Consider the following 16409-nt stretch of genomic DNA (forward strand, 5'->3'; position numbering starts at 1 on the left):
TCCATTTAGTGATCTCGAAAAGCTAAAGCTTGAAGATTTGCTCCTAGACCCATATATGGAGCTAAGCGGTATGCAATAGCGATAAATTGTCGTACCCCAATAGGGAATCGATCGAGGCTTTCTAGCACCTGTGGAGTACTAGAGAAGACCTGAAAATCTCCATATCCAGCTCGACTCAGAGCATAGGATAACGAGCTTTTCTGGAAGTAGGTTAAGTGCTCTGGAGGAATAATAAGAGACCAAGAACGTCCTCGTAATCTTGCCCCTAAGCCACCCCAATTAGGAGTTTCAATAAAAAGAATACCACCTGGCTTTAGCCAGTTATAGACTCTTGACAGAGCATCTACAGGGTCTAAAAGATGTTCTATAACATGATACATTGTAATCAAATCGAAGTATGCAGATGGGAAATCAACAGAGTTTATATCGCCAACCTGAATGCGATCGCGCCAGCCTTCTCCTGCTTGAGCAACTGCTTTAGCAGAAATCTCTGTTCCCAGAGTGTCCCAGCCCTCTGCTGCTAATACTTTGAGTAAATCCCCTTCGCCACAACCAACATCTAGATAACGAAGCTGGGGAGAAAGACCTAGATCATGTGACGTCCTCTGGCGGAAGTAGCTTTTCAGTTGTTGATAGCGAATCTTAGCCATCTGCATTCCAGCTAGAGGGCTGTGATGATAGTTTTGACGATAGCTTTCGGCATCATAAAAAGCAGCTAATTCCGCCGAACTTGGCAATGGGGTATAAAAAACTAGCTTGCATTCAATACATTGGACAAGCTTTCCATCCGCAACAGAAAATAAACTCTTCGATTGGGTGGATTCACAAACTGGGCACGTCTGGGAAGAGAACATTGTTAGGTTGAGGTCCAGTTGTAAGGAATTAATTTTCCCTGCCATGCCCAAAATACTGCCGATAGAACCCGAGCGAGATAATGGGGTGACCAAGAGGGAGTCATGCGTAGACAGTTGGCCACAGTGTAGATAGGAAATAGCCATCTAAGACTGGGGCGATACATAATCTGAGCATAATTCTGATAAACATAGATCAAATTACGAAAGTAATAGTAATATTTCAGTTTACTGAAGGTAAATAGAGACGCTGGATGCCGATAGATAGCATCCACCGCAGTTGCCACCTGAAAATTAGCAGCCTTAATACGTAGCGAATACTCATATTCATCTCCCCAGATGAAAAGCTCTTTGAGCACATATCCAATACTTTCAGGAACACGGCGATGAATCAAAACCCCATTGAAAAAGTTTGCTGTCCCTGCATAGATCCCATTCTGGGATTGCGCGCAAAGATCGCGGTAGGTGGAAATATACTGACGGTTAGCAAAATAGCCTTGGTCATCCAAAACTCGCAACTTTAGTGCTAAGGCTTCCGAGTCATCAGGCTTGACAACAGCAGTTCCAATCACATCATATTTCTCTGAATTAATTAATAATCTTTCGAGGCAGGTGTCAGCGGGTACACCATCGTCATCCATTAACCAGAGCCAGGTATAGCCAGCTTCAAATGCCAGTTTCATACCTTCATGAAATCCCCCTGCTCCTCCGGTATTTTCAGACATTTTTTGGTAAATGAGTCTGGATTGATGGAGATAGCCATTTTCAGCCAGCATCTCAGTTGTACCGTCTGTAGATGCATTATCAATTACAACAATACAATCCACTGGGCAACTTTGATTTAAGAGTGCAGTCAGACACTGATGTAGGAGCTGCTTACGATTGAACGTCACGACTACAGCGGCAACAGTGGGTTTCATATCCTATTGCTCCTTAAAGCTAACTCCCACAAATAAACCATCCCTTAAGGAATCAGCAATGCCTTGAAATATCCAACGGCCATAGCGTCCAACAGGATAAATATCGTGTTCTTCTAATGCTTTTAAGGACTGACTACGCCAATGAGAATTGGGCCAAGACCAGGTATAGGCCACATCAATCCAAGTTGGGTCGGCGACTTCGACTGCTTCGATATACCCCCACTCCTGAAGCTCAGCAATGACTTGTTTGGTATATATGTCAATTTCCGTTGGATTAGGGCGAACACCTCCTTGATAGGCACGCTCAACATAAATGCTGACAAGCCTACCAGATATCCGTGAAGATTGGGGCAAGAAATTTCGATCTACATTACTGTAAAAACCTACACGATGAAAACCTGAACGAGCATCGGGATTGTAAAGCCAGTGATCGTCAGGACAACTAGATCCTCGAACAGCACCTAGATTCAAAACTAATACAGAAGTATAGGGATCTGGCGGGGCAGTCACTTCTAATCCCGTCAATTCTAATAAACGGTTCAGCGGTAAGGTTGCAATTATGTGTCTGTAGGGATAAATTTCACCATTCTCACAGTAAATGACTCGATCACATAGATCGATTTTTACAACCTTCTGTCCATACTTCACATCTGCTCTAGAGGCTAATTGCTGGGCCAGCATATTCAAGCTCGATTCTGGATACACAAAGGTGGCATTATATCCAGCAGGTTGCACATTGTTATCAAAAGCGCCTTGGATCACTTGAGCAAGATCTATGGGAGATTTATAGGCATCCTGTGGGGCAATACTTTTATGTAGCCCAGCGGTATAGAGTTGGTGAAAGGGCTCAAAGAAAAGTTCCGATAGTGTTTCGCCAAAATACTGTATCTGCCATTCCTGCCAGGTTGAAAAGTCGGATTTAGTTCGAGACATTTCATGGAGTGCTTGACTTCGCAAGTCTGGCAAGTAACGTAAATTATTTTGCAACGGGTAAGGTACGTAGAGATTTCTCTCTCGAAAATAAACTGACGATTTACGTTGATATTGCTTAACTGAGGTCAGTGACCTGAGCATTCTTAGGATCGAGGCATCTCCACCAAAAATCCAGTGCCCTCCTCCAATTTCAAAATGATAGTTTTCTTGGGAAGCAAGAGGGATGGAAAGACGCTCACTGACGTTGGGAGACAGATAATAGGAGGAGCAAATTCCCCCAGGAAAGCTGGCTGCCTCTAATACAGGAAATCCAGAAGCAAACCCTGCTGCTAATCCAGTAACTCCACCACCCAAGATCAAGGTATTAGAATTCATAAAATCAAGTACTGATACTTTCAGGATTTCAATAGATTACCAGGTTGGCCTTGAATATCAATTTCCAAGACATCAGACCATCCTCTTTTTTTCTTGATGGCTCTTATCATTGCAGTGGGGAAGAGACGGGAAAATCTAGAGCGAAAATACGTGGCACTCGACCCTATAAGTTTTGACAAGGCATCCAATGGAGAGAAATATTTATATTTTATTGCAACTTCCTCTACATGGAATTGGCTACTGGAGCCACCACATCGCATATAAGACAGAACCTTCTCCACACGCAAAAAAGTTGCCCCCGAGTCAAACACATCCAGGAAAAATGCGTAGTCTGATGCTAGTCTAAATCGGATATCGAACTTTTTTTGCTTGTAAATACTAGCGGCCAGAAAAGTGGCTGGATGGACGATATTTATTTTTAATTCCCTTCTATTTTTCGGAATGGGAACATCTAGAATTCTGGCCAATTGAAGTCGCTCATCAACAAAAAAAACTTGGCCAAAAATCACTTCAGCCCTGCTCTGTGAAAACATTTGAACAACGACTTCAACAGCATCAAGAGAATACCAGTCATCCGCATTAATAAGTCCAATGTATTTCCCGGATGCCAATCCTATCCCCTTGTTCATTGCATCATAAATCCCTTGGTCTTTCTCGCTAACCCAGTAATCCACTAGATTTTCATATTTCCTAATAATATCTAGAGTGCCATCGGTGCTGCCGCCATCAACAATAATGTATTCGATGTTTTTGTAGGTTTGATTTATAACGCTCGATATCGTTTTGTCTAAGTGCTTTTCACCATTGAATACGACGGTAATAATGGTCACCAAGGGCTGTCCTTCCAGACCTTCCTTGAAATGGCCTCTGGTCCGCAAACCTCCTTCTCCTAGTCTTTCAGGAGTGTATGGCAACAAATTATTCTCGGATTCATGGAGAGAACTACTTCGCCTTTGAGAAGATTCCCGAGTCAATGTTTCTCTCCTGTCAATGGGGCTTTTTGAAAGGGATAGATATCACTTTGATGCCAAGTTGCCTATTGCGGGACTACAACAAAGCTGGAAGCCGGAATGTTGAGCCACTCTCAGGACAATCACATAATGCCTACTCTCCAGAGTAAGGGTTCCCGTTATGAGTTGGGAATGTGGTCTGCCAGTGTCCGTAGCCATTCGACAAATGCCTTAACATCCCGAAGTACTTTTGCCCATAGGCTGGGATAGCGGTCTAGGAGAGCGGCTACCCGACTCGAATCTAGCTCGAAGCCGTAGAGATTGCGGACAATGTGGCGAAAGCTGAGGAACTCCCGTAGATGGCTGGCGGTTTCCGGGGCTAACACGGCTGGACGGCCTTCTCGTTCTTGCCCCATGCGATCCAGAAGTCGTTGATGCCAATCTGCCCCGGTGGGTAATCCTCCGTTGAGTTCTACCGCCACTAGGCGCAGTATCTTTTCGCAGCCATTGTAGAAGTTGTGGAGTTTGAGGGCGAGATTTTCGTAGAACAGGTGAGATCGCAGTTGGTCTCGCTCAATTTCAGCCTGGACTTGCTGGATGGCCTGTTCTAGGCGGCTGAGGCGTGCTAGTTCTGCTTCGATATCGGCGGCGAGTTCTCGCAGGGCTGCTGCACTAATGGGTCGCATCCAGGTCTACTCCAGTGGCTAGAACTCGCTGGCGGAAATAGGGCTCCAGAGCTTCTAGGGGCTTGAGGTCTACCCAGCGAGTGCTGAGCTGATTGGCCTGGGCAACGGCTGCAAAATAGCGTTCTGGGGGAATACCTTCGGCGGCTAGGTCAATATCAGAGTCCTCGGTGAAGCGATCGCGCACCAGCGATCCAAAAACGAGTACTCGTATCGCCCCAAAGTCTCGGTATAAGCAGGCTGCAATCTCACGAGCCTCCCTCCAAGCAAGATCGTATGCCTGACCTTGGGCAACGCTCTGGGCAGCCCTGAGGTGTTGCCAATAGGCCACGTACTGGGGATCGATTGGGACTGGTCCTGGAACGGTCGGGGACGACATAGGGCAGTCGCATCCTGTCACATATTCGGGATTTTCCTGATCCTAGCTAATTCCCAGTAAGGATACGGGGTGGCATGGGGGCGATAAAGCTGAGATCGCCCTAAAGTTGGCGCTCGACGCGCAACATACGGTAATAGGCTAGCCAGCCGCTGGCGGTCATCGCGATCGCAAAAATTCCCAAAAACCAAAGGTGGGAAGCCACCGCCTCAACCGTTTCTGAGCCAGTGGCGATGCCCTCAAGGGCGATGATCATGTGGTAAATCGGATTGTATTCCGCCAGGGTAAGTAGGGAGTCGGGAAAGAGAGAGACCGGCAGAAAAGCGCCGCCCAGGATCAGCAAGGGAACCCCAAAAGCGGCAATCAGGGCGTTCACATCTTCCGTGCGGCGGGCAAATTGGGTTCCGAGGATGAACCCGACCCCCACATAGGCGGCGATGCTGAGCAGAATGATCCCCAGGCTCAGGGGAAGGGAGCCACTGAACTCGGCCCCCATCGCGATCGCGAGCCCCCAGACCAGTGCTGTTTGTCCCACCCCAATGGCACAGTGGGCCACAAAGATTCCCAAAAAGTACGCTCCCCCGTTGAGGGGGGAAAGAAACAGCCGCTTCAGAGTCTGCTGTTCCCGCTCCGCCACAACGGTGGCCACGCTGCCCCCCAAGCAGCTAAAAAACAGGGCTGCCCCCACCAGGGTCGCTGGAGCTGATTGCTGGAAGGCTTCTGCCTGCTCCAGTTGTGCACGCTCCGCCAGAATCAGGCTATTGAGCACTAAGATGAGAACCGGAAAAATGGCCCAAAAGACGAGGCTGCGTCGTCGCCGCCCCAACTCGGTCAAGATCCGCTGGGCAACGGCTAAGGTCTCGCGAAAAAAAGAGGCCATAGGACGCAGGAGGTAATTTATGGGAATGAGGCATGGAACCCCTGAAGGGGTGGGATATTCTGAGTTTACTGTGTCAGGGAATTTCCCTAGCATCTGGCCAGAGCCCTGTCCTAGGGAGCCCTAGCACCCCAAAACCCACGACCTTGCAAACCCGTGCCCCGAAAACCCATAACTAAAATGAATATGAGTAAAGAACTGTGTCGAGGGGCGGTAGTTTAAGATTGACGGCGATCGGGATTTAGGGCGTGTGGACAATTAACGGGGAAACCCTTCCGGGGTAGGCATGACCACGCCCGCCCTACAGAATCAAGCTAGGGGCTGTAACCGCCCCATAACCAGGAATCTGGCTTTGATTGTCCACAGCCCCTAGCACCGTAGTCCTTCGGTCATCCGTGATTTTCCGTCGCAAAGTGTAGAGCAAGATACGGCTAGAGGGGTCTTTCTCGCCGGACACTATTCGGGCCGTTGCCACCTTTCCAGGTGGATATCACCTAATTTATTTGCCGAGCTGATACCCGTCACATGACCCAACTCCAAGATCTCGCATCTCTGCAAAACCTTTCCCGGCGGACTGTATTGAAACTGTTTGGGGTGGGTACGGTGGCAGCGGGAGTCAGCTACTCTCGCTTTAGCAAGCCTGAACCAGCGGTACACCAACGGGATTCCTTGGACCTGCCCTACCAGCCTGGACGAGAGCTAAAGGCGGTGGTAATCGGCGGTGGACTGGCAGGGCTGGCCGCAGCCTACGAATTGAGTCAGCGGGGAGTACAGGTGACGCTCCTAGAGCGATCCCCGCAGTTGGGGGGCAAGGTGGCCAGTTGGCCGATCCAAGTGGGGGAAGACGCCTTCATGATGGAGCATGGCTTCCATGGCTTCTTTCCCCAGTACTACAACCTCTTCAACGTGGTGGAGGAACTGAGCATCCGCCAGAACTTCAAGTCTTTGAACTACTACTCTCTGGTCTATAAGGAGGGCTATGAGCCGGAGGTTTTCCGCCCCAGCCACTCCGCCTTCCCGTGGAATGTGATCGACCTAGCGGTGTCCTCCCATAACCGCCTCAAGTGGGGGATCAACCTGGCAAAACTCAAACACCTAGAGGTATTTCGGGAAATCACAGGCTTTCGTAATCCCCAAACCTACGAACGCCTCGACAACATTTCCGTGGCGGATTGGGTGGAGAGCGACTTTCCCAAGGGGCTCTATGACCTGTATTTCTTACCCTTTGCGAAGTCCAGTCTGAATGCCCCCGATGAACTCAGTGCGGGGGAGCTGATGCAGTTTTTCCACTTCTATTTCTTCGGAAATCCCGAGGGACTGGCCTTCAATGGGACCTGCCAGGATATGGGCCGCAGTTTGGTAGACCCCATCGCCGATGCCATTCGCAACAATGGGGGACAGGTGATTACGGGGGCGACCGTCAGCCAGATTCAGTGGCAAGACGGTCAGATCGCCAATGTGACTTACCAGCAGGGAAGCCTAGAAGCCAACCCCATTCCCTTCTGGGTCGATCGCAATCCCCTACTGAGCAGCGATGAGGTGGAGTATTTCGGAGCCGGGGATCGGGTTTACAGCCTCCAGGCTGGAGCCCAGGAAGCCCTCTCCCTCACCTGCACTCACCAAGGCTGTACGGTCCAGCGCACCGTAGACACAACTGCTGACGGATTTGCCTGTCCCTGTCACGGGGCGGTCTATGCCGCCGATGGCACCGTCTTGGGTGGCCCCGCCCGAGAAGATTTGACCCGGTACCAAGTGCTAGAGCGTCGGGAGGATCAGGTGCAGTTGATGGCGATCGTGCCACCGAATCACACCGCGATCGCAGAAACCCTAGAGGCCGACTATTACGTCATGGCCGCCGATATTCCTGGGATTCAGCATTTGTTCTCCCTGTCGGAGGGCGACCAGGACGCCACCCTAGTTAGCCAAGTCGATCAGCTCCGAGTAGCGGATCCCTTCGCCGTGGCCCGATTCTGGTTTGATAGCGACTTTGACTGGGATCACAGTTGGTTTACCTCCCTGTCGGGCTATCGCCTCACGGACAGCATCACCCTCTACCATCGCATCCAGGACGACTACATCGCCTGGGCACAGCGCACAGGGGGCAGTGTGGTGGAACTCCACGCCTACTGCTATAAGGAAAAGGAGTTTCCCACCCAACAGGCCGTGCTGGAAACCTTCCAGTCAGAGCTGTTTGAGATTGTGCCAGAGTTACGGGAGGCAACGATGCTCCACAAGCAGTTGGTAAATCAGAAGAACTTTGCAGGGTTTCCTCCAGGCAGCTTTAACGACCGCCCCACAACGGAAACCCCGGTCTCGAATCTGCTATTTGCTGGAGACTGGGTGAAAATGCCCTTTCCCTGCGGATTGATGGAGCGGGCGGTCAGCAGTGGCCTCCTCGCCGCCAACGCCATTCTTAAGCGGGAAGGAGCCCAGCGCCGCCCCTTGCTGTCTGTCAATCCAGAGGGCATCTTGAAGATTTAGCATCCTGCATTGGGCGCAGAAACTGCGCCCAATGCAGCGACATCCTGAATTGGGCGCGGCATCTCGGCGGTGCATTGCTTCGCGAATGCACCCTACGGGAAATTCAATTCAAAATTCAAAACTCAAAATTCAAAACTCTCTGTCACCTCTCCCCCACCCCATCCCCCCATCACTCCCTCACCCCATCACTCCCCCACCCCCTCACTCTACCTATGGTCGCTACACCGCCCCTGACCTCTACGATCGCCACCTCACATAAAGAGCCCCATCTGCGGGAGCTGGGCATTAATGTAAACCATTGGTATGCTGTGGCCCGAGCCGATGAGGTTACTGCCGATAAGCCTCGGGGGGTGACCCTATGGCAGCAAAAAATTGTGCTCTTTCGCGATCGCAATCATCAAGTCCAAGCCCTCGAAGATCGCTGTCCCCACCGCCAAGTCCAGCTCAGCCACGGCGAAGTGGTCAATGGCGAAGTGGAATGCGTGTATCACGGTTGGCGCTTCGATGCGACGGGAGCCTGTACCCATGTGCCCTATTTAGGGGAGGCCCAAAAGCTGCCCACCTGCACCCTGCGCCGCTATCCCGTGCGGGAACAGGATGGATTCATTTGGGTGTTTCCAGGGGATGAGGCGCGACTTGCGGCGGAGAAGATCGAACCCCTGGCCCTACCGGAATGGGATCACCTCAACTACATCGCTACGGTATCCCTGATTGATGTGGAGTCCCACTACTCCTTTTTGATCGAGAACCTGATGGACATGTACCATGGGCGACTCCATGACGATCTGCAAGCCTGGGCAGATCCGGTCTTGAATACCATTGAGGAATCCGATCATCGGGTGGATGTCCATTACCACGCCCAAAGCTACTACCGCATCGATAAAATCTGGTCCGTCTCCCAGCTCTTTTTCCCAGCGCTGCGGAAACTGCACCCCGAGGATCTCTACGTCAGCTATGTGTACCCCAACTGGGTCTCTACCCTGGGGCAAGATTTCAAGATTTGCTGTCTATTCTGCCCCATCAGCCCTACCCACACTCGGGCCTATCTGATTCACTTCACCTCCCTGCAAGCCTTCCATCGGCTGCACAAGTTGCCGGTGGCCTTTCGCCGCTTTGTCAAAAATCGCCTCTTTGGCGCAGCTCAAAAGATGCTAGACGGCTTGGTGGTTCAGGACGTACTCATGCTGGAGCAAGAACAGCGCTCCTTCCTGGCCGATCCCAGCCTCAAGGGGCCGGAGCTAAACCGCGCCCTAGGTACGGTCCAGCGCCTGATCCGCAATCAGGCCACAGCAGACAACTAAGGGACTTGCAGGAAAATCAACTACCCGCTCCGCTGATCGGGCTTTCTCCCTTTGGGAGAAAACCTGGCCACTGGGTACACTATGAACCCACAGATCCCTAAGGGCTCTGCGGTAAAATTTAGCGGTATTGTCCCAATCCAGTACACCCACAGTAGGGACGCACGGCTGTGCGCCCTCAGGGATGGACACAATCCAACTGCATATCGCCATAACGTGCCGATTAACCCAGTGAGGTGAGCCGAGCCGTATAGACCTGTGGGCAATAGCCTCTGCTTGAGGAACAAACTGGACTTCGCTCAACCGGCTAACCCGGAAAAATGCTTACCCCAGTGCCATTCGGCACTAACTCGTTGGGGGGAAATTGCCTAGTGCTCTGCGGCGCAAATACTCTGACCGTTCTATCGCGGTACACCTCGGCCCCTCACCGTTCGGCTGAGCTCACGCCGAAGCCCTAACCCTCTCCAAGGGGAGAGGGGACCGGAAAATGTTGGGCTGGTGCGACAGAATAGCAAGCCTATTTCAGCCTAGGTGTACTAGTACCCTGCGGCAGAAATCCTCCGACTACTGTCGCGCAAGCCAGAGGCTTGCACGACGACGAGGGCTAACCTCATACCGCCCAGTACTAGGTGCTCGCCACAAAGAGAGTAGCCTTTTGCTGCATGGTTTTGAAGATGTTGTAAAACCCATTCGCACGGGAGGGGGTCAGACTCACGTCCAGTTGGGTTTCTTGAATAAAATCGGGAGATAGATTGATCACTTCCTCTGGGGTGAGACCGTTTACGGCGGTGATCAAGAGGGCCACCAAGCCCTTTGTGATCTGGGCGTCTGAATCACCCTGGAAGTGGATCTGACCGTTCTCTAGGTGGGCAATGATGTACACCTGGGACACACACCCCGCCACCTTATTTTCTGGCGTTTTTTCAGCCTCGGGGAAGGGAGCAAGCTTCTTTGCAAACCACAGAAGTTGCTCGTAGCGCCGTTTGGGATCCGAAACCCGCTGAAAACGCTGCACCAATTTATCAATGGAGGCGGGACGGGTGGGGGAGGAGGCAGACATTGCGATCGCGAATGGACAACAGGGGCATAGCTGGCAATGATGTCAGCTATGCCCCTTCCATTGTAGAGATCTGCTGCCGCCTCAGGACGCCGAGGTATGAGGCTTGAGAAAAGACCGCATCCGCATAAAGGGACAACGCGAGGCCGAGGCAACAGGTTGGACCTCGGCGTCGGGGACAGGTCCCAGGTTCTCCATATCATAGCCCTGGGGATAGCTGCGGGTAGGCCGATCCACAAAGAATCCCGACCGACGTGGCAGCACCCCCGTGGCAATCAACCACCGTCGCCCGCGAAAGTATTGCCGCAGCGTCCACTCCAGCCCCGGCAGGGGATTAGACCAGCCCAATGCCTGCCGCATAGGAGCATCTAGGAGGGCATACACTACGATCGGCACCAACCAGCCTAGACCGGCTGGGAGCCAATGCTGCATCAAGCGAATCACCCCATTCCCCACCTCCGCATTATCAGAGCTATAGGCAAAATGACGGTCCTCATAGTCCTGCTTAAAGGCTGCAAATGCCTCATCGCTTTCGGGCAAATCTTGAATGCCCATGCGATCCCCCACTGCCCGCCAAAAATAGAATAGGGATTGCCTTTCCGTTTCCGTAAATAGCCGCCAGCCATACTGGCAATTCCAACGGATAGGCTCATAGCAAGAAGCCGACAGCACATACAGAAAGTCTTCGTTTTCAATTGGGTAGTGGCTGTGGATGCGGTTCATCCGCGCAATTGCCCGCTGGCCCTCGGGGCTGTCGTACCCCCATTTGAGGATATTGCCCAGGATTAGGCCGGTATCGTCGTAGCGCTTTTGGGGGCGATGAACAAATTCCCCCGTCTGGCGCAGAATAGCGGAAATTCTGGGCACACAGAATGTTCTCAGCAGAGCCAGCTCCAGGGCGCGGCTCATATCCCAGGCAAAGGTTTCCCCCACCATCTGACGACAAATTTCAACATGGTCTCGCTGCGGCTCAAGGCTGTGGTGTAACGATAGATTCAGGTTCCCAGTCATGTGTTAAAGACTGCTGTTGCAGACCCAGAAAGTACTGATAGCTACTTCCTTTTCCTGACCAACGACAGCAGTCTCCGGAGCAATCATCAGAAATTCATGGTTCCGAAATCAGATTGCCCCCATTCCCTACCCAGGCTTCATGGCAGAGGAAGGTTTCCGTACTCCCCCAATGCCCCCAGCTTCAAGCCGTCAAATCCTTGTAGGTAGCTGACTAAGGTTTGGCAAATTTGCCCTACCCCTCCCGGCACATTGGACTCCACATTCAAAGGCAGCACCGGATCGTGGAGAGAGAGCCGCAATAGGCACCAGCCCCCTTCTTGGGGGGCTTGGCAGGCGATGCGCACCCCCTCGTGGGTGTTTGGCACTACGGTCCAATCTGACTGGGTCGTGGCAAAGGTTCGCAGGTGTTCGATCACCTGGGTGCCGTAGGCTTGAAAGTCCTCGGCGGTGATAGTGATACGAAACTCTCGGCTCTCTACGGGTTCCTGTAGAGAAGCAATCCGAGCACTAAGATCTGTACCTGCACTGTGGGCCTTGGCCAGTTCGATCAGCAGTTTGCTCACGACATAGGCTCCATCATCGAGAAAGTAGTTTTCCTTGAGCGCTGCGTGGCCTGAGGTTTCGATAGCCAGCCAGGACTCCTGCCCCGTTTCGTTTAAACGCAGGGCTTCGTTAATCACGTTTTTGTAGCCCCGGCGAAAGCGGTAGTGGACCCCCTGAAGATCGGTTTCGATGAATTGGGTGAGGCCGTCAGAGGTAATGGAGTCGGTAACGATGGTGGAGCCGGGATGCTCCTGGAGCACGATAGCGGCCATGAGGGCAATCAGCCGATTGCGATTCAACTCTTGACCCTGGGCATCGACAGCAGCAGCGCGGTCCACGTCAGTATCGAAAATAATCCCAAAGTCAGCCCGGTGCTCTAGAACCGCTTGGCGCAGGGCGGCCATAGCCACGGGATGTTCTGGATTGGGGACGTGATTGGGAAAGGTGCCGTCGGGGTCGAGGAATTGGCTGCCCGTTACATCGGCCCCTAGGGGTTCTAGCACTTGGGACACGTAGAAGCCCCCGGCCCCATTGCCCGCGTCCACGACAATATGTAGTCCGGTCAGGGGGCGATCGAACTGGGTGGGATGGTTTACCCCTTGGCGAATGGTGCGGACAAGCTGCTCGGCATAGACCGCCATAAAATCGCAGCTGTCCCGCTGTCCAAAAACGGGGGCGGGGGAAAAGGCCCCCGCTGCGGCTAAGTCCAGTAGAGCGGTGATGTCGGGTTTTTCCAGACCTCCCTGGACGGTGAAGAATTTCATCCCGTTGCGGTTGAAGGGAAGGTGGCTGGCGGTGAGCATGATAGCCCCGTGGCACCCGTAGCCGGGAGTGATGGTGCTCATGAACATCGCGGGGGTGGAAGCGAGGCCGAAGTCGTAGACTCTGGCCCCTAGGCTGGTGATGCCCTCGGCGACGGCCTGCATCAGGGTTGGACCCGATAGACGACTATCCCGTCCCAGAGCAATGGTGAGATCTGAGATCGCACGCTTTAAGCTTGTCGCCAGCCAGGTAGCAAAGGCTTGCCCCAGAGCGGTTGCGATCGCGGGGGTGAGGTTCACAACTTCACCGGGGACTCCATCCAGAGCCACCCCCCGAATATCGGAGCCATTTTGTAGAGCGGACCAAGAGAGAGCAGGGAGGACAGTCATGATAAGCGTGAACGGCTGCGAACTAATACATTGGAATGCGAACTAATACATTGGACTAATACATCGGAATATAGGTAGGGGCCACATTTTCGGGGCGGTAGCCAGCGGCGATACAGCGGACCATGGATTCCTCTGTCGCTAGGCTGGCGGTTTCCGCTAGGCCCGTAACGCACTGAGCGTAGCGCACTGGCAGTAGGCTACGGTGGCAATGGTCTAGCACCGACAGAGAGCTGACGACGGGCAAAGTGGTGTGGATGTCGGTAACACAAGTAGCCACCTCTAGGGGGCGGCGATCGCGACTACAGGCAGTGAGGACATCACGGGGATCGAGGACAGCCTCCGAGAGCACTCCCGTGACGCAACTGGAGACCTCCGTGGGGCGGTAGGCCAATGCACAGGCCGCTGCGACCATCTCTGTCTCTAGGTCCAGGGCGAGGAGAGTGCTGGCGCAACTCATGTAGTCATTAGCCAGGGCTGACGGCAGGCCCAGGGTCAGCACCCCAGTGGTGATCAGACCAGCGGCGGCCAAGTGTATCGCAGACCACCGGGGAATTCCCTGAGACAAAGCAAAATGAGCCATAACAAAGGATTAAGGGTAATTAAGGGTTTTATCTTCCCGCAAAGGGATAATGAGCCAGGAAAACGGCTGTAAAGCCCTATTTTCACTGATCCTAGCGTCCTTCTCTGTACTATCCCTCACCGAACCCAATTTTCAGAAACCTTGAGGGGTGAGTGAATCTTCTACAGTTGAAAAGTAACTTTAGCGTTATTTTCCCAAAATCGAGGGTATTCCACTATGCATTTGAGTGAACTGACCCACCCCAATCAGCTCCATGGCCTTTCGATCCATCAACTGGAGCAGGTTGCACGCCAAATTCGAGAGAAGCATCTGGAAACGGTGGCAGCCAGTGGTGGGCATCTGGGGCCGGGTCTGGGTGTGGTGGAGTTGACCCTAGCCCTATACCAGACTCTAGACCTAGATCGAGATAAGGTGGTGTGGGATGTGGGACACCAAGCCTATCCCCATAAATTGTTGACGGGGCGCTATCACAATTTCCACACCCTGCGCCAGCGGGATGGGGTAGCGGGGTATCTGAAGCGCAGCGAAAGTCGCTTTGACCATTTTGGGGCGGGCCACGCCTCCACCAGCATCTCCGCTGCTCTGGGGATGGCACTAGCTCGGGATTTGAAGGGGGAAGACTACAAGGTGGCGGCCATCATCGGCGATGGGGCCATGACCGGGGGCATGGCCTTGGAGGCCATTAATCATGCTGGCCACATGCCCCACACGAATCTGCTGGTGGTGCTGAATGACAATGAGATGTCCATTTCCCCCAACGTCGGAGCAATTCCCCGCTACCTGAACAAGATTCGCCTCAGTCCCCCAATGCAGTTTTTGACAGACAACCTGGAGGAGCAGTTCAAGCATCTGCCCTTTGTCGGGGAATCCCTATCGCCGGAACTGAGTCGGGTGAAGGAGGGCATGAAGCGGCTGGCGGTGCCCAAGGTAGGGGCGGTGTTTGAGGAGTTGGGCTTTACTTACATGGGGCCAGTGGATGGGCACAATCTTGAGGAACTGATCGCTTCCTTTAAGGAAGCCCACAAGATTCCAGGGCCAGTTCTGGTGCACGTGGCTACAGTCAAGGGAAAGGGCTATGCGATCGCAGAAGCGGACCAAGTGGGGTACCACGCCCAATCTCCCTTTGACTTGGCCAGTGGCAAGGCTAAACCCTCCAATAAACCCAAACCCCCCAGCTACTCCAAGGTCTTTGGCAATACCCTCACCAAGCTGGCGGAGGATAACCCCCGTGTAGTAGGTATTACAGCGGCTATGGCCACGGGAACAGGGCTGGATATTCTGGCCAAAAAACTGCCGCAACAGTACATCGACGTGGGCATTGCCGAGCAACATGCCATCACCCTAGCGGCGGGGATGGCGACGGAGGGAATGCGTCCGGTAGCGGCGATCTACTCCACCTTTCTCCAGCGCGGTTTTGACCAGATCATCCATGACGTGTGCATCCAAAAGCTACCCGTCTTTTTCTGTCTAGACCGGGCAGGCATCGTCGGGGCAGATGGCCCCACCCATCAGGGCATGTACGACATCGCCTACCTGCGGTGTATCCCCAATCTGGTACTGATGGCCCCCAAAGATGAGGCAGAACTTCAACGGATGCTGGTGACAGGAATTGAACACACCGATGGTCCCATCGCCATGCGCTACCCCCGAGGTAGTGGCGTCGGCGCTCCCCTCATGGAGGAAGGCTGGGAGCCCCTGCCCATTGGCAAGGCAGAGGTGCTGCGCCAGGGGGATGACCTGCTGATTCTGGGCTACGGCTCCATGGTCTATCCCGCTCTGCAAACGGCGGAAATCCTCAGTGAGCACGGAGTCGAGGCGACGGTGATCAACGCCCGCTTTGCCAAACCCATTGACGAAGAGATGATCCTGCCCCTGGCTCAACGCATTGGCAAGGTGGTGACGATAGAAGAAGGCTGCATTGTGGGGGGCTTTGGCTCCGGCGTAGCGGAAGCCCTATTGGATGCCCAGGTGTCAGTCTCAGTGTTGCGGCTCGGGGTTCCGGATGTGCTGGTGGATCACGCCACCCCGGACCAGTCTAAGATTGAGCTCGGGCTCACGCCGTCCCAGATGGCGGAGACAATTCTGGCTAAGCACCCGGCGGCGACGGCGGCGGCGACAGCTAGTCTATCCTGACCCTGGGGCTGCTGGGGGTACCCCCCAGCAGCCTGCCCCCGGCTGATGCCGGAAATTCCCCAGTTCCGGAGGCATCCTGCCGGAAATGCTTTCCTTCGAGTCCCTTACCTTGGGAAAGCCATAGCAACCCAAGTTGTGTTTTGCAGGTAAGACGGGCATCTTGGCCGTGCAGGCGTCCTACCTATCCTAG

The 16409-nt window shown here is 53.3% G+C and carries 14 protein-coding genes; 3 read left to right on the forward strand and 11 right to left on the reverse strand.

Going from position 1 to position 16409, the window contains the following annotated elements:
* Positions 1–5: 5 nt before the first annotated feature.
* The 7 genes from LEP6406_RS31585 to LEP6406_RS0221900 all read right to left on the reverse strand — a co-directional run bounded on the left by LEP6406_RS31585 (position 6) and on the right by LEP6406_RS0221900 (position 5968).
* On the reverse strand, positions 6–947 hold the full coding sequence (locus LEP6406_RS31585; protein WP_193364932.1) for a class I SAM-dependent methyltransferase: 942 nt from the start codon (positions 945–947) through the stop codon (positions 6–8).
* Complete coding sequence (locus tag LEP6406_RS29235) at positions 857–1771, reverse strand: glycosyltransferase family 2 protein (protein WP_008313459.1); 915 nt, start codon at positions 1769–1771, stop codon at positions 857–859. Before LEP6406_RS29235 ends, LEP6406_RS31585 begins: the two co-directional genes overlap by 91 nt.
* 3 nt (positions 1772–1774) lie before the next feature.
* Positions 1775–3079, reverse strand: coding sequence for an FAD-dependent oxidoreductase (locus LEP6406_RS0221880; RefSeq protein ID WP_008313457.1), 1305 nt, complete (start codon positions 3077–3079; stop codon positions 1775–1777).
* A gap of 20 nt (positions 3080–3099) precedes the next feature.
* A complete protein-coding gene (locus tag LEP6406_RS29240; RefSeq protein ID WP_225886605.1) occupies positions 3100–3909 on the reverse strand; it encodes a glycosyltransferase family 2 protein in 810 nt (269 codons plus the stop codon).
* Between the two features lie 299 nt (positions 3910–4208).
* Positions 4209–4715 carry a ribonuclease toxin HepT-like protein gene (locus LEP6406_RS0221890; protein WP_008313453.1) on the reverse strand — a complete coding sequence of 169 codons (507 nt, stop codon included), beginning with the start codon at positions 4713–4715 and terminating at the stop codon, positions 4209–4211.
* Positions 4702–5091 (reverse strand): nucleotidyltransferase family protein, encoded by a 390-nt coding sequence (locus LEP6406_RS0221895; RefSeq protein ID WP_008313452.1) that lies wholly within the window; start codon positions 5089–5091, stop codon positions 4702–4704. The genes LEP6406_RS0221890 and LEP6406_RS0221895 overlap by 14 nt, the downstream gene beginning before the upstream one ends.
* A 100-nt stretch (positions 5092–5191) precedes the next feature.
* Entirely contained in the window at positions 5192–5968 is a 777-nt protein-coding gene (locus LEP6406_RS0221900; RefSeq protein ID WP_008313451.1) for an ABC transporter permease, read from the reverse strand.
* 522 nt (positions 5969–6490) lie between these two features.
* On the opposite strand from LEP6406_RS0221900, the gene LEP6406_RS0221910 reads away from it, so the two are divergent.
* Positions 6491–8446, forward strand: coding sequence for an FAD-dependent oxidoreductase (locus LEP6406_RS0221910; protein ID WP_008313449.1), 1956 nt, complete (start codon positions 6491–6493; stop codon positions 8444–8446).
* Between the two features lie 212 nt (positions 8447–8658).
* Entirely contained in the window at positions 8659–9747 is a 1089-nt protein-coding gene (locus LEP6406_RS0221915) for an aromatic ring-hydroxylating dioxygenase subunit alpha (RefSeq protein WP_008313448.1), read from the forward strand.
* Positions 9748–10369: 622 nt separating this feature from the next.
* On the opposite strand, the gene LEP6406_RS0221920 is transcribed toward LEP6406_RS0221915, so the two are convergent.
* The 4 genes from LEP6406_RS0221920 to LEP6406_RS29250 form a co-directional block, all read right to left on the reverse strand.
* Positions 10370–10804, reverse strand: a complete 435-nt coding sequence (locus LEP6406_RS0221920; RefSeq protein WP_008313447.1) for a SufE family protein — start codon at positions 10802–10804, stop codon at positions 10370–10372.
* 81 nt (positions 10805–10885) lie between these two features.
* A complete protein-coding gene (locus tag LEP6406_RS29245; RefSeq protein WP_008313446.1) occupies positions 10886–11812 on the reverse strand; it encodes an oxygenase MpaB family protein in 927 nt (308 codons plus the stop codon).
* Positions 11813–11949: 137 nt separating this feature from the next.
* On the reverse strand, positions 11950–13506 hold the full coding sequence (locus tag LEP6406_RS0221930; RefSeq protein ID WP_008313443.1) for a phosphohexomutase domain-containing protein: 1557 nt from the start codon (positions 13504–13506) through the stop codon (positions 11950–11952).
* A 55-nt stretch (positions 13507–13561) separates the two neighbouring features.
* Positions 13562–14086, reverse strand: a complete 525-nt coding sequence (locus LEP6406_RS29250; protein WP_008313442.1) for a hypothetical protein — start codon at positions 14084–14086, stop codon at positions 13562–13564.
* A gap of 216 nt (positions 14087–14302) precedes the next feature.
* Here LEP6406_RS29250 and dxs point away from each other — a divergent pair, with 216 nt between their 5' ends.
* On the forward strand, positions 14303–16219 hold the full coding sequence (gene dxs / locus LEP6406_RS0221940) for a 1-deoxy-D-xylulose-5-phosphate synthase (RefSeq protein ID WP_008313441.1): 1917 nt from the start codon (positions 14303–14305) through the stop codon (positions 16217–16219).
* Positions 16220–16409 lie beyond the last annotated feature (190 nt).

It is taken from the genome of Leptolyngbya sp. PCC 6406, assembly GCF_000332095.2.
GTDB lineage: Bacteria > Cyanobacteriota > Cyanobacteriia > Phormidesmidales > Phormidesmidaceae > PCC-6406.